The 13,546-nt window shown below is 68.3% G+C and carries 10 protein-coding genes; 6 read left to right on the plus strand and 4 right to left on the minus strand.

Annotated features, from left to right (window positions below; all coding sequences use genetic code 11):
• Positions 1-30 precede the first annotated feature (30 nt).
• Entirely contained in the window at positions 31-327 is a 297-nt protein-coding gene (locus OHA70_RS33670; RefSeq protein ID WP_328324600.1) for a chorismate mutase, read from the plus strand.
• Positions 328-384: 57 nt separating this feature from the next.
• Positions 385-1,341 (plus strand): DUF389 domain-containing protein, encoded by a 957-nt coding sequence (locus tag OHA70_RS33675; RefSeq protein ID WP_328324602.1) that lies wholly within the window; start codon positions 385-387, stop codon positions 1,339-1,341.
• Here OHA70_RS33675 and OHA70_RS33680 read toward each other — a convergent pair.
• From OHA70_RS33680 to OHA70_RS33690, 3 genes are all read right to left on the minus strand, one after another.
• Entirely contained in the window at positions 1,334-1,960 is a 627-nt protein-coding gene (locus OHA70_RS33680) for a DUF2461 family protein (RefSeq protein ID WP_328324604.1), read from the minus strand. The two genes, OHA70_RS33675 and OHA70_RS33680, sit on opposite strands and share 8 nt — an antisense overlap.
• A 76-nt stretch (positions 1,961-2,036) precedes the next feature.
• Positions 2,037-4,190 (minus strand): MMPL family transporter, encoded by a 2,154-nt coding sequence (locus OHA70_RS33685; RefSeq protein ID WP_328324606.1) that lies wholly within the window; start codon positions 4,188-4,190, stop codon positions 2,037-2,039.
• Between the two features lie 107 nt (positions 4,191-4,297).
• Positions 4,298-4,915: a hypothetical protein gene (locus tag OHA70_RS33690; RefSeq protein WP_328324608.1), complete on the minus strand. Its 618-nt coding sequence runs from the start codon at positions 4,913-4,915 to the stop codon at positions 4,298-4,300.
• Positions 4,916-5,082: 167 nt separating this feature from the next.
• Between OHA70_RS33690 and OHA70_RS33695 the strand changes: the two genes are divergently transcribed.
• The gene (locus tag OHA70_RS33695; RefSeq protein WP_328324610.1) at positions 5,083-5,631 is read left to right on the plus strand and encodes a hypothetical protein; all 549 of its coding nucleotides are present in this window, start codon (positions 5,083-5,085) and stop codon (positions 5,629-5,631) included.
• A gap of 4 nt (positions 5,632-5,635) precedes the next feature.
• Here the strand turns inward: OHA70_RS33695 and OHA70_RS33700 are convergent, their stop codons facing one another.
• Positions 5,636-6,232, minus strand: coding sequence for an RNA polymerase sigma factor (locus tag OHA70_RS33700; protein ID WP_328324612.1), 597 nt, complete (start codon positions 6,230-6,232; stop codon positions 5,636-5,638).
• Between the two features lie 307 nt (positions 6,233-6,539).
• On the opposite strand from OHA70_RS33700, the gene OHA70_RS33705 reads away from it, so the two are divergent.
• From OHA70_RS33705 to OHA70_RS33715, 3 genes are all read left to right on the plus strand, one after another.
• A complete protein-coding gene (locus OHA70_RS33705) occupies positions 6,540-9,890 on the plus strand; it encodes a S8 family serine peptidase (RefSeq protein ID WP_328324614.1) in 3,351 nt (1,116 codons plus the stop codon).
• 154 nt (positions 9,891-10,044) lie between these two features.
• Positions 10,045-12,627: a S8 family serine peptidase gene (locus OHA70_RS33710; RefSeq protein ID WP_328324617.1), complete on the plus strand. Its 2,583-nt coding sequence runs from the start codon at positions 10,045-10,047 to the stop codon at positions 12,625-12,627.
• Between the two features lie 9 nt (positions 12,628-12,636).
• Positions 12,637-13,500, plus strand: a complete 864-nt coding sequence (locus OHA70_RS33715) for an alpha/beta fold hydrolase (protein ID WP_328324619.1) — start codon at positions 12,637-12,639, stop codon at positions 13,498-13,500.
• Positions 13,501-13,546: the final 46 nt, after the last annotated feature.

Genomic DNA, 13,546 nt, shown 5'->3' on the forward strand with positions numbered 1-13,546 from the left:
ACCCGTCGAGCGCTATGGCAGAGTAGTGCGGTGACTGATCTGGATGTGTCTACTGAACTCGGCCGGCTGCGGGGCACCATCGACAACATCGATGCCGCGTTGGTGCACCTGCTGGCCGAGCGGTTCAAGTGCACCCAGCAGGTGGGTGCACTCAAGGCTCGCAGCGGTCTCCCGCCGGCCGACAAGGGCCGGGAGGAACGGCAGATCACCCGGCTCCGGTCGCTGGCGACCGACGCGGGCCTGGACCCGGTCTTCGCGGAGAAGTTCCTCAACTTCGTGATCGCCGAGGTGATCATGCACCACGAGCGAATCGCCGAGGCCAACTGACCAACGCCGGCCCGCAAGCCCTCGGGCCTGCGGGCCGGGATCGCCCGATCAGGCATCATGACCTCCGTGATGCACCTCCGGCTCATCGTCCCCAGCGACCGTACCGACCTGGTCGTGAGCACCCTCGTCGCCGACGATCGGGTGACCAACGTCGTCGTACTGTCCGGCGCCGCGAAGCGGCCTGCGGGTGATGTCGTGCAGTGCGACGTCACTCGGGAGGCGACCTCCGACATCCTTGGCTGGCTGAAAGAACAGCGGCTGTACGACGACGGCGCGGTCGCGATCAGCACCGTTGACGCCGCGCCGTCCCGCAACGCGTGGCACACCGAGCAAGCAGCTCCCGGAGCACCGGACGACGCCGTCGTGTGGGACGCGGTAGTCGACCAAGGCTATGCCGAAGCCCGAGGATCCTGGGCCTTCTACGCCTTCCTCACGCTCGCCACGATGATCGCGGCCATCGCCGTCATCACCGACTCGTCGATCCTCGTCGTCGGCGCCATGGTGGTCGGCCCCGAGTTCGGCGTCGTGGCCGCGCTGGCTCTCGGCCTCGCGCTGGGCCGGCGAGGGCTCGCCACGCAATCGCTGGCACTGCTCGCCAAAGGATTCCTGGTGGCGATCCTGGTGACCATTCTGGTCGCCCTGCTGGCCCGGGCCGGTGGCTGGATCGACGTCGGCGATGTGACGGCGGACCGTCCACTCACCGGTTTCATCTGGCGTCCCGACCGGTGGTCCGTCGTCGTCGCCGTCCTGGCAGGCTGCGCCGGCGTCCTCTCGCAGACGGCCGGCCGGTCCAATGCGCTGGTCGGCGTCTTCATCTCGGTCACGACCGTACCGGCCGCCGGCGACCTCGCCCTGTCGATCGCCGTCTGGGCACCAGCGCAGATCGGCGGCTCAGCCGCCCAGCTCGGCATCAACCTGGTCGGCATGACCTGCGCCGGTGTAGCAACCCTGCTCCTCCAACGCCTCCTCTGGCGCTTCACCGCCCGCTCGCATCGCGAACACGAGCTCAAGTAGCAACGTGCTCAACCAGCCAGCGGGCCAGTGGGCGTAGCTGAGTGAAGGTGAAGCGGACCTGGTCGGCCGCAGCCGGCGTGTGAATCCAGTCGTCACCGCCGAGCGGCCGCGTCGCGATGACGGACCTGTGCCGCAGCAACTCTGCCCTCGGATGGTCAGCTGGATATCCCCGCAACGGGCGCTTCAGCAGGTCGCCGGAGATCTCGAAGCCCTCGCGCTCCAGCTTCCGAATGACGGCGACCAGCCGTGGCCCCGACCCGGAGTCCGCGACCGCCGCCCGGTACCGCTCGATCTGCACCGGCGGCGCGTACCACCACGCCAGGCTGACCTGCAGCCCGTCCAGATCGAACCGCAGCGACAGCTCGACGTTCGGCCCCAACCGGACAATCGCGCCCTGCCGCTGCCACGCCTCCAGCAAGACCCCTCCGTACCTCCAGACGGCGAAGTCCTCGTAGGCAGCGTCTTCGTAAGCCATCGCGTCGAGCAACTCGACCATCGGCTGCCGGACCAGCTCCTCCCGCTCCCGCCGGCACTCCCGCCGAACCTCGACCGAAGGCTCCCCCTCCAGCCGAAGCAACACGTCGAAGGCCTCCGGCGGCCACCCCGCGAAACCGTTCACGCTTCGCAGCCTAGCCACACCGCAGCCCACCCTGCCGGGCCTCGGTGGTTGCCGAAGGCCCGACAGGGTGGGGTCGTCAGTGCTTTGCCGAGAGGTCGAGCGGGCGCGGTTCGGCGGGTGCCGACTGCGGGGTGACGGTCTTCTTCTGGTCCTGGCGGCCGGGCCACCAGGCGGTGTGGCCGATCAGGGCTGTCAGGGCCGGGGTGAAGAACATGGCCATCACGAAGGCGGCTACGACGATGCCGAAGGAGACGGCGAAGCCCATTTCGGTGAGGAGGGAGTTGCCGCCCAGCATCAGGGTGGCGAAGGTCGCGGCGAGGATGAAGCCGGCCGCGGCGACGGTGGGACCGGCGTGGCGGATGGCCATACTGGCTGCTTCGCGAGGATCGCGGCCTTCTCGGGCCTCTTCGCGGAGCCTGGAGATCATCAGGATGTTGTAGTCGGTGCCGATGGCAACGACGAACAGGTACATGATCACCGGCAACATGAACATCAGGCCCGAGTGGCCCTGGCCCTTCTGGAAGATCAGGACCGTGGCGCCGAGGGTCGCTGCGAAGCCGAGCCCGACCGAGGCCATCAGGTACCAGGGCGCGACCACGCTCCGCAGCAGCAGGCCGAGGATGACCATGATCAGCAGCGCGGCGAGCGGGAAGACCGTGCGGTAGTCGTGGTTCACCGCCGCGTTGATGTCCTTGAAGATCGACGTCATCCCACCGACGAGCGCCTTCGAGCCGGCCGGTGCCTCAGCATGCGCGACCTCGCGGACGTCAGTGATCACGTCCAAAGCCGCGTCGGTCGCTGACCCGTACTTCAGGGTGACCGTGATGTTGGCGGTCTTACCGTCCTTGCTCATCGCGGCAGGCGCGACGTCCGCAACACCGGACACCGCCGCAAGCTTCTTCTCGTACGCCGGAAGCGCCGACTGATCGATAGCGCTGCTCGACGTGACGAGCACCGACGTTGGCTCCGCGGCGCCGGCCGAGTACGAGTTCTGCATCTCGGTCTGGACGACCATCGACTCCTTGGTCTCCGGCATCGACCCGGCCGCCAGGTCGAAGGTGGCCTTGAATCCGAGCGTACCGAGCGCCAGCGCGACCATGATCACGCCGGACACAGCGGCGTACAGGCCAGGGCGGCGTTGCACTCCACGTCCGAGGGCCGCGAAGCGCGCGTTGGCCGGCTCCTTGCGCCACGCCTTCGACGGCCAGAAGAGCGCCCGCGGCGGGATCAACGAGCAGATCGCCGGGAACAGCGTCAGCGCGGCGATCAGGGTCACCGCGACGCTGATGGCGAGCGCGGGGCCCATCTGCTTGAGGAAGCCGAGCGTCGACAGCAGCAGCGCGAGGAACGAGATCATCACTGCGCCGGCAGCGGACGCGATCGCCTCGCCGACCCGGTCGACCGCGTTGATCATGGCCTGCTTGGGCTCATCGCCGGCCCGCAGCCGTTCGCGGTACCGGAACATCAGGAACAGGTAGTAGTCGGTGCCGACTCCGAGCAGTACGACGATCAACAGCGCCGAGATCGAACTGTTCGCCTCCAGCCCGAAGAGCTTGGAGGCATCGGCGATCAGCGCGTTGGCCGTGGTGGACACCAGCGCGAGCAGGACGACCAGCGGCAGCACCGCGAGGATCGGCGAGCGGAAGATGATCAGCAGGGTCAGCAGGATGATGACGAAGGTACCGACGAACGTCAGCACGTTGGCGCGGTTGGACGACTCCTGCTGGTCCAGCCCCTGCGCCGCCGACCCACCGAGCTTGGCCTCCAGCTGGGTGCCCTTCGTGAGGTCCTTGGCATCGTTGCGTAACGCCTTGGCGGCGTCCATCTGGGCGGGCTGGCCCGCGGTTTCGTCGTTCATCGAGACCAGGCCCATGACGTACTTGCCGTCCTTCGACGGCGGGCCGGGCACGACCTGCTTCACCTGGTCGATCTTCTTGGCGCCGAGCTGGCTGGTGATCCCGGCCGCCGCCTTCAGGTCCTCCGGGGTCAGCTTGCCGCCGTCGGCACGCTGGTAGAGGACGATCGCGGACGGGGTGAAGCTGCTGGGGAAGGCGCTCTGCTGGAGCTCCGCAGCCTGGATCGACTCGTAGCTCTTGGGCAGGAAGCTGCTCTCGTCGCTACTCGACGGCAGGCTCGGCGCGGTGGCGACGACCGCCGCCGCGACGAAGACCCAGGCGAGGATCGTCCAGATGGGATGACGGACGACGGCGCGCCCGATGCGGTGGAACATATCGGTCTGCCTCCAGGCAGGGAGTGGTAGCGGGATGCTGCGGATCCACTATCACGAAGCCCACTGACACGCCGCTGACACGGCGCGCCAGCCCTGCCGGTACGCCGTCAGTCCGGGGCGATCTCGAAGCCGGAGGTCCGGAGTTCGTCGTTGCCCGCGCCGGTGATTCTGATCCGGTGGGCGATGTCGCCGGGGCTCACGGTGACGACGACGAATGCCTCCCGTACTCCGGCCGCCGTGGGCCGGAACCTGACCTTGATCGAGCAAGCCGTGCCCGGCTTCAGCATGCCGTCGCACTTCCGGGTGAGAACGAAGTCGCCGGCGTTCTCTCCGCCGAGCTCCGAGGTGCTGACCTGAAGCGAAGTGGCGCCGACGTTGCCCAGTCCGAGCTGCTTGCAGGACTCGCTCTCACCCACGGTGGTCTTCGGGCACTGCCGGCTCGCCGGTGCCTCGAACCCCGTGACGGCCTGCTCGTCCGAAGGCCTCATCGGTGCGTGCTTCTCGGCGGGCGGCGTCAGTTTCGGACGTACCGTGGGCTTCGCCGCCGGCATGGCCACGGGGGCCGTCGGAGTCGGACCTCGCCGGGTGTTCACGAAGGTACCCAGCGCCAGGATGGTCGCCGCGCAGATGAGCGACGCGAGGATGCCGAGCAGCAGCGACCTGCTGCTGAAGGCTTTGGTCTCCTTGATCTGCCAGCCGAGATGCCGGCTCTGGTGCCTGTCCATCGTGTCTCCCCCCGTTGCCTCCATCAACCGACCAGAGCAGCGATCCCCTGGCCTGATACACCGCGCGAAGATCCGGCGATGTATCAGGACCGGAGTTCGCGCCTCGATCTGTTATGACCACTGCAGCAGTTCGGAGCGGCCTGGGAGGCCGCAGGAGACAAGCCGCGATGAAGGCCAACACCCGGCGGCTGATCGGGACGATGAACTTCGTCGAGGCGGTACTGGCGCTGGCCGGTCTCGTCACGGCGTACGGTCTCGCCGAGCGACTGGTGGCCGCCCAGGAGGCGGCCGGGGCCGGCAAGATCGCCGTTCACACCGTCCGTTGGTGGGGACCTGACTTCAGCCTCACGTTGAACATGTCCCTGTTGATCGTCGGCGCGGCCGCCGGTGCGGTCGGCAGCGTCATCCACCAGAGCATGGTCTTCGCTCAACGCGCCGGCCTGGAAACCCTGGAACGCGGATTCGTCTGGTGGTACCTGCTCAGGCCGGCCTGGTCCGCCCTGCTCGGCTCGGTCGCCGTCGTCGCCGTCAACACGGGGTTGATCAGCATCGGCGACGAGACGACCTCCACGGCAGGCGTGACGGTCCTGGTACTGACGGGTTGCCTGGCCGGCCTCTTCACCGACGAGGCGATGCGGCGCCTCCGGCCCGTACTCGGCGCTACGGCACCCGAGCAGATGCAGGTACCCGACGACGAGGACGAGATCCAGCGCTAGGCGTTCAGCTCGGTCCGTCGCCGGGTTCGGTCGCCTTCGGATCGAACGGGTACGCGCCGGCGGACATGATGCCGCGCAGCGCGCCCAGGCAACGCTGCCGGGTCGGTCCGATGCTGCCGACCGGCATGTCCAGCGCCGCCGCGACCTCGGCGTAGCTCGGCGCGGGGTCCGCCATCAGCACTCGCAACAACGCCTGGCAGCGCGGGTTCAACGATCGGAACGACCGCCACAGCGCGGAATCCTGCTCGTCCTGCAGCAGCCCGTCGTCCAGCGGGTCGGCGTCGTCCGGCAGATCGTCCCAGGTCTCCGACACCACTACCTTGGCCCGCCGCCGCAGGACCGCGAGGCATTCGTGCCGCATCGTCGTGGCCAGCCAGCTGCCGATGGCGGCCGGCTGCCGGACGCTGTCGATCCGCTCCACCAGGTGCAGCCAGGTCGTCTGGACCGCGTCGGCCGCATCGTCGGAGCTCAGCCGCATCCCGCGGGCGATGAACCAGAGCAGATTCGTGTACCGGTCCGTCAGCGCCTCCCAGGCCGCCGGATCGGCTGATCGCACCCCCTCGACGAGCTCGGCGAGTTCGAGCTCCCGTTGCTGGTCCATCGCAGGTGTCACCGCAGTTTCGGAATGGGCGAACCGCCCTGGTCGCATTCTCGCCGAGAACCACGACCCAGTCCACCAAGGGAGTGCTGCCGTACCACTGGGGTCCGAGGTCTATCCGAGGTGAGGTTGTGGGCATAGCCTCGGCTCAGGTGGGCGCCAGAGGGGGTTGCCTGCCGGTACGCCGGTACCCGGGGGGGATCGGTCAACGGGCTGAGGGGTCTGCAAGCGTCATACCTGGGGGCATTTCCCGGCGTCCCGCGCCGACTTCCTCCGCTGACGGCGTCATCTGCCTTCACGGGAGGCCCACATGAGGTCCAGAACCCGGACCCGCAGTACCCGCCGTACCACCATCGCCGGCCTGTCCGCCGGCCTGCTGGTCGCCGCCGCTCTGCCCGCAGTGAGCGCGTCGGCGGCCGATCCGTCCCCCACTGACCCGACCGGAACCGGCCGGACCTGGAGCGCCACACCACTGACGCTCAGCGACAGGGTCAACGGCGCCAAGTCACCCAGCGGGCAGCTCGCCAAGAGCGACCCGGCACTCGTCAACAGCACCTCGGCCAAACAGGTCCGGGTCGTCGTCAAGCTCGACTACGACTCGCTGGCCTCGTACCGGGGTGGTCTCAAGGACCTGCCCGGTACCAGCCCCTCGGTCACCGGCAAGCGCCTCGACCCGAAGAGCTCGAACGCGACCAAGTACCTCAAGCACGTGACGGCCGTGGAGGACACCTTCCTCGCCGCCCTGCGTGACAAGGTCCCGAGCGCGCGAGCCGGACAGAAGCTCCGCACCGTGTACGGCGGTATAGCGCTGAGCGTGCAGGCCAACAAGGCCAAGGACCTGCTGAAGCTGCCCGGTGTGACCGCGGTGCAGCAGGACAACCCGCAGCAGCTGCTCACCGACTCCAGTGGCGCCTTCATCGGCGCCCCGACGATCTACAACCAGCTGGGTGGCTCGGCCAACTCCGGCAAGGGCATCATCGTCGGCATCCTGGACAGCGGCGCCTGGCCCGAGCACCCCTCGTTCGCCGACCCCGGCAACCTGCCTGCGCCGGCGGCAACCACCGACGGCGCCGCGCGTGAGTGCGACTTCGGCGACAACCCGCTGACACCGGCGAACGACCCGTTCGTCTGCAACCGCAAGCTGATCGGCGGCCGGCCGTTCCTCGACACCTACAACGCGGTGATCGGCGGCGACACCTACCCCGACTCCGCGCGTGACTCCAACGGTCACGGCACGCACACCGCCACAACCTCCGCTGGTGGGGCTGTCGCGCACGCCAACCCGCTGGGCATCGACCGCGGCGCACTTCTCGGTATCGCTCCAGCCGCGGCCGTCTCGGTCTACAAGGTCTGCGGCGCCGAGGGCTGTTTCCCGAGCGACTCGGCAGCAGCCGTCGCGCGGGCAATCCTCGATGGCGTTCGGGTGATCAACTTCTCGATCTCCGGTGGCAGCGACCCGTACAGCGACCCGGTCGAACTCGCCTTCCTGGACGCGTACGCGGCCGGCGTGTTCGTCGCCGCCTCGGCCGGCAACTCCGGTCCGGGTGCGAACACGACCGACCACCGCAGCCCGTGGGTCACCACGGTCGCCGCGTCGACCCAGAGCCGCACCTTCCGCTCGACAGTGACGCTGACGGGTGGCGGCGCGACCGCCACGGTCTCCGGCGCATCGATCACCGCGGGCATCAGTACTCCGGCGCAGGTCGTCCTCGCGTCCGCACCGCCGTACAACGACGCGACCTGTAACCACCCGGCACCGCCAGGCATCTTCGTCGGCAAGATCGTCGCCTGCCAATTCACGGCCGGCCGCGTGCTGAAGGGCTTCAACATCCTGCAGGGCGGCGCGGCCGGCATGCTGATGTACAACTCCGACCCGTTCGACGTGTTCACCGACAACCACTGGCTGCCGGCCGTCCAGCTGGAGAAGCCCGACGGCGATGCCCTGCTGGCCTTCCTCGCAGCACACCCCGGTACCACCGCCAAGTTCACGCAAGGCACCAAGACCACCTGGCAGGGCGACGTGATGACGTACTTCTCGTCCCGCGGCCCCGGTGGCGACTTCCTCAAGCCCGACGTCACCGCACCCGGTCTGCACATCCTGGCCGGACTGACGCCGACGCCCGAATCCCCGGCCGAAGGACCACCCGGAAACCTGTACCAAGCGATCGCCGGTACTTCGATGTCCTCACCACACGTAGCCGGCGCGGCCGCACTGGTCTTCGCCCTGCACCCGACGTGGACACCAGGCCAGGTCAAATCCGCCCTCGAGACAACCGGCAAGACGACGGTCAAGAAACCCGACCGCGTCACCCAGGCCGACCCGTTCGACTACGGCGGCGGCCGCATCGACCTCACCAAGGCCGGCGACCCCGGTCTGACCATGGACGAGACGGCGGCGAACTATGCGGCCTCGGCCACCGACCCGCTGAACCGGATCGACCTCAACCTGCCGTCGGTGAACGCGCCGACCATGCCAGGCCTGATCACGGCCGAGCGGACGGTCAAGAACGTCACCAACCAGACGCTCAACTTCACCGCCACCGGTACGACGGTCAGCGGCGCGAACATCACCGTGCTGCCACCGGTCTTCCAGGTGAAGGCGGGCAAGACGCAGAAGCTGACGATCGCGATCACCGCACCCGACCTGCCCGAGGGCCAGTACTTCGGCCAGGTCAACCTCAAGCAGGTCGGCGGCAGCCGTGCCCTGCACCTGCCCGTCGCGTTCTTCCGCCAAGAAGGCATCGTGCCGATCGACCAGACCTGCACGCCGTCGAGCATTCCGCGGAACACCGGGGCGTCGACCTGCACGGTGACCGTACAGAACAACAGCCTGAAGACCACCGATGTGACGGCGGTCAGCACGCTGAGTTCGCAGCTACGGCTGAACAGCGTCACCGGCGCGACCAAGGTCGGCACCCAGATCGCGACCAAGACCGCGACCCTGGCCGGACGTCAGCCGGACAAACCGGTGATCGCGCCGGGCGAGTTGTTCGGCTACCTGCCGCTCGACTCGTTCGGCGCCACGCCGATCTCGATCGGGGACGAGGAGGCGCTGAACTTCAACGTTCCGGCGTACCAGTTCGCCGGTCAGACCTACACCCGGATCGGTGTGACTTCGGACGGTTACTCGGTCGCCGGTGGAACGGCGCCGGGCGAAATCGTCCAGTTCATTCCGCAGACCCTGCCCGATCCCACCCCGCCGAACAACGTGCTCGCGCCGTACTGGACCGACCTGGACGGCACGGCCGCGCCGGGCGTCTATGCGACCACGCTGACCGATGGGGTGGCTACCTGGATCGCGATCGAATGGCGGGTCAACCTGTTCGGCACGAACGACCAGAAGGTGTTCCAGCAGTGGATCGGTGTCAACGGCGCCGAGGACATCACCTTCGCCTACCCGTCACCACTGGGTGACCCCGGGCCTGCCTACGGCCTGACGGTCGGGGCGGAGAACCTCGAGGGAACCGCCGGCAGCCAGATCGTCGGTCCCCCGGTGAGCGACTACCGCATCACCAGTACGCCGGGAGCCCCCGGTGGCTCGTTGACCTACTCGATGAACATCAAGGGTGTGCAGAAGGGAACCGGAACAGTCACCACCGGAACCTCCACGCCACTCGTCAAGGGCGTCACGATCGAGGTCGACAAGATCATCGTCAACTGACCTCCACACCACCAATCCGGGCCGGATCTCACGGGATCCGGCCCGGTCTGCCGTTCGGATAGCGGCGTAGTGGTATCAGCAGCCCGGGTCGCGGCTCCGAGCCAGTAGAAGATGCGCGTCAGCGCATTCCGGTTCTGGCCTAGGGGTGGGCGAAATGTCGTTGAGTGAAAGAGGATTCCCGGAGAGCTTCGAGCATCCGGCCGCAGGCGCGAGCACTCTGGTCGCCGAACTGTTGGCGATCCGGTGGCGTGACGGGGCGGAGCGCGGGGGCAAGGAAGAGTTGCTCGCGGAGACCGGGGTCGAGCAGGCGTCGATCGGTGATACCGACCGCCGGCCCGTTCTCGCGGTCAATCAGACCGACGGGCTTTGGTGGGTACGACGCGGGGACGGATCCGCCGGCGACGAGGAGCTGGTCGACCAGCTCGGGTCCAGCCCGCTGGTCGAGTGGGTGGCACCGGCGTACCGGGCCGCGGGCGCCGAGCGGGCGGCGAACGAGGCAGCGGCCTCCGGTGCTGTCTTCACCGTCAACCCGACCAGGCTTTACGTCCGGCAGCAGATCCTCGACGCGGCCAGGAGTACGGGAACACCAGACCTGGCACCGGATCCGGGGCGCCAGAGCCGGCTGCCGGAGTACTCCGTGATGCGGGTGACGAACGGTACGGCGCTGTCTGTGGCGGCCAGGCTTGCGGGCTCGCCTGAAGCCAGAGGCGTCGCCGGTGCGGCCGTCGTCCGGTTCGAGACCGTGCCCTTCGTCTCGCCGACCTGTTCGGTATCGGCGGCCCGGGGCAACTGCCGGCCGCCCGCGGGCGAGTTCGTCCCGAATGATCCGCAGTTCGGCAGCCAATGGGGATTGCAACGGATGGAGGTGCCTCGGGCATGGCAGATCGTGCGTGGTTCGCCCGATGTCGTTGTGGCGGTGATCGACGAGGGAGTCGAGTTGGGTCACCCCGATCTCTCGCTGTACCCGCAGTCGTGGAACGCGTCCTCCGACACTCCAGACGGCAGCCCGACCGGAGACCACGGCACTGCCTGCGCCGGGATCATCGCAGCTAGGCTCGACAACTCCCAGGGCGTGGCCGGGGTGGCCGGCGGATGCCGCGTGATGGCCATCGCCACCTCCACCTGGGCCGACGTGGACGTCGCCGAAGGTCTCTACTTCGCGGCGGACAACGGCGCCAAGGTCGTCTCGATGAGCTTCGGCGTCTACGAGTCGTGGGGAGCCTGGGACTTCGACCTGATCCGGGACGCGCTGCAGTACGCGCACGACCAGGGTCTGCTTCTGGTCGCGGCCTCCGGCAACGAGGACGGCGCCGTCGCCCGCTTCCCCGGAAGTGACTCGCGCACGCTGTGCGTCGGCGGCTCCAACCGCAGTGACGAACGCAAGCGCACCGGTGACGCGTCCGCCGAGGACTGGTGGGGAGCTTCCTACGGTCCCGATGTCGACGTCGTCGCTCCCTGCCTGGAGATCCCGACGACCGACCGGCTCGGCGGCGACGGGTACGACGCCGGCGACTACTTCGGCTTCTTCAACGGGACATCGTCGGCGACTCCTGCCGTGGCCGGACTGGGCGCGTTGGCGTTCAGCCTGCGACCACAGCTCGACAACGTCGCCGTGCGACAGATGATCGAGAGCACCTGCGACAAGATCTCGCCCGCCCTGTACGCCTACGCGAACGTGGCCGGCAAACCGTCCGGTACCTGGAACGACGAGGTCGGCTACGGGCGGGTCAACGCCGAGCGGCTGATGCTGACCGCCTGCGCCACAGGTGACAGTTCCGAGGACTGCACCGGGTGCGGTGGCAACTGCGAGGAGGAGACTCCGAGCGAGTGCCGGAGCCCGCGGCCGGTGCCATGGCTCCCGTTCGACCGCTGCCAGTACTTCTACGAGGCTCGCGTCTTCGATGTCGGCCGGATCGAACAGGGCCGGGTGGAGCTCCGAGTCACCTACGAGCACTGCCTCCGGCTACTGGGCCAGCAGCAGGGACCGTTGCTGTACACAACGACTCTGCTGCCCGGTGAGAAGGTCGTGCTGTACGAGTACGACCGGTACCGCCGGGTGCGGTCGGAGGAACAGCGGCTGTCCGTCCACTCGTCGTTCCGGCAGACGATGAGCGCGCTGTCGCAGACCCGCCGGTTCGCGTCCGCCGCCGCGTACGCCGAGACCCTGACCGATATCCGCACCTCGATGGACACCTCGGTGTCGGCCGGCGGTGGCCTGGCCGGGTTCTTCGGCGCGCCCACCGTCCAGGGCGAGTTCTCCCTCGCCACCGAGACCTCGCTGGCCAGCGGATCGTCGGTGACCACGGTCTCCGACCAGTTCACCCAGAACGCCATCACGGCCGCGCAGTCGACCGAGTCCGAGCGGTCGGTCGTCGTGTCGACCTTCGAGGAGGCCGAGCACCAGCAGTCGACCCGGCGGGTGCTGCGCAACCGCAACCACTGCCACGCGGTCACGTACCTGGTCCGCCGGGCCCTCGAGGTCTACGAAGCACACAGCCGGGTGATGTCGGTCGAGTGGCGGGTCGGGGACGGGATCTGGCGAGCTCTGAACGATCTGACCCGCGAGGTGGAGGGGGTCCTCAAGGACCTCGGCGACAAACTCCCCCGCCCCGGTGAGGAGGCCCGCGACCAGCGCTCGATCACGTTGCCTACGGACGGGACGCTCTACGAGCCGATGCTCGCCTACTGCTCGTCGTGCGAACCGGAAGATCAAGCCAGGCAGCTGGACCGTGCCTAGGATGCTGCTATGAAGCGACTCGAAATCGGCGATGGCCGGGTTGTGGAGTACCTGGTCGAGGGGCCTGCCGATGGGCGGCCGCTCGTGATGCACCACGGCACGCCGGGTGTGGCGATGGCCTTGGAGCCGATTGTCGAGGCGGCTGCGCGACATGGGTTGCGGTTCGTCACTCACAGTCGGCCGGGGTACAGCGACAGCACGCCGCAGCCGGGTCGGCGGGTGGCTGATGTCGCGGACGATGTCGGTGCGCTGCTCGACGTACTCGGCGCGGACGAGTTCGTGACCCTTGGATGGTCGGGTGGCGGGCCGCATGCTCTTGCCTGTGCGGCCTTGTTGCCGGACAGGTGCCGGGCGGCGGCGGTCATCGCGGGCGTGGCGCCGTACGACGCCGAGGGGCTCGATTGGCTGGCCGGGATGGGTGACGAGAATGTCGCCGAGTTCGGAGCGGCGGCGATCGGCAAGGATGCGCTCGACACCTACCTGGCCGAGGCGAGTGCGGAGTTGAAGGACGTCCAGCCTGACGACATCATCGCTGCCTTCGGCGATCTGTTGTCCGCGGTCGATCAGACTGCTCTCCATGGCGGCCTTGCCGACTACCTGGCCGCTTCGTGCCGGGCCGCCGTCTCCCGCGGGTACGACGGCTGGCGCGACGACGACCTCGCCTTTCTCGCCGATTGGGGTGTCGACCTTGCGAGCATCCGGGTCCCGGTCTCGATCTGGCAAGGCGACCAGGACCGGATGGTGCCGCGCGACCACGGCCGCTGGCTCGGCGAGCACGTCCCCGGCGCAACCACGCAGTTGGTGGCGGGCGAAGGCCACTTGTCCTTGATCAACAACATCGACTCGATCGTGGCCGGCCTCGCCTCGGCCTGACCCTGGGGCCGGTACGACTGAGCAAAGTCGTACCGGCCCTTCCCGG

Source organism: Kribbella sp. NBC_00382 (assembly GCF_036067295.1).
Taxonomy (GTDB): Bacteria; Actinomycetota; Actinomycetes; order Propionibacteriales; family Kribbellaceae; genus Kribbella.

Excerpts from the sequence above, each read along its gene's own strand:
- OHA70_RS33675 (WP_328324602.1), top strand. The coding sequence starts at position 385 with ATGACCTCCGTGATGCACCTCCGGCTCATCGTCCCCAGCGACCGTACC.
- OHA70_RS33695 (WP_328324610.1), top strand. The coding sequence starts at position 5,083 with ATGAAGGCCAACACCCGGCGGCTGATCGGGACGATGAACTTCGTCGAG.
- OHA70_RS33710 (WP_328324617.1), top strand. The coding sequence starts at position 10,045 with ATGTCGTTGAGTGAAAGAGGATTCCCGGAGAGCTTCGAGCATCCGGCC.
- OHA70_RS33700 (WP_328324612.1), bottom strand. The coding sequence starts at position 6,232 with ATGGACCAGCAACGGGAGCTCGAACTCGCCGAGCTCGTCGAGGGGGTG.
- OHA70_RS33705 (WP_328324614.1), top strand. The coding sequence starts at position 6,540 with ATGAGGTCCAGAACCCGGACCCGCAGTACCCGCCGTACCACCATCGCC.
- OHA70_RS33715 (WP_328324619.1), top strand. The coding sequence starts at position 12,637 with ATGAAGCGACTCGAAATCGGCGATGGCCGGGTTGTGGAGTACCTGGTC.
- OHA70_RS33685 (WP_328324606.1), bottom strand. The coding sequence starts at position 4,190 with ATGTTCCACCGCATCGGGCGCGCCGTCGTCCGTCATCCCATCTGGACG.
- OHA70_RS33690 (WP_328324608.1), bottom strand. The coding sequence starts at position 4,915 with ATGGACAGGCACCAGAGCCGGCATCTCGGCTGGCAGATCAAGGAGACC.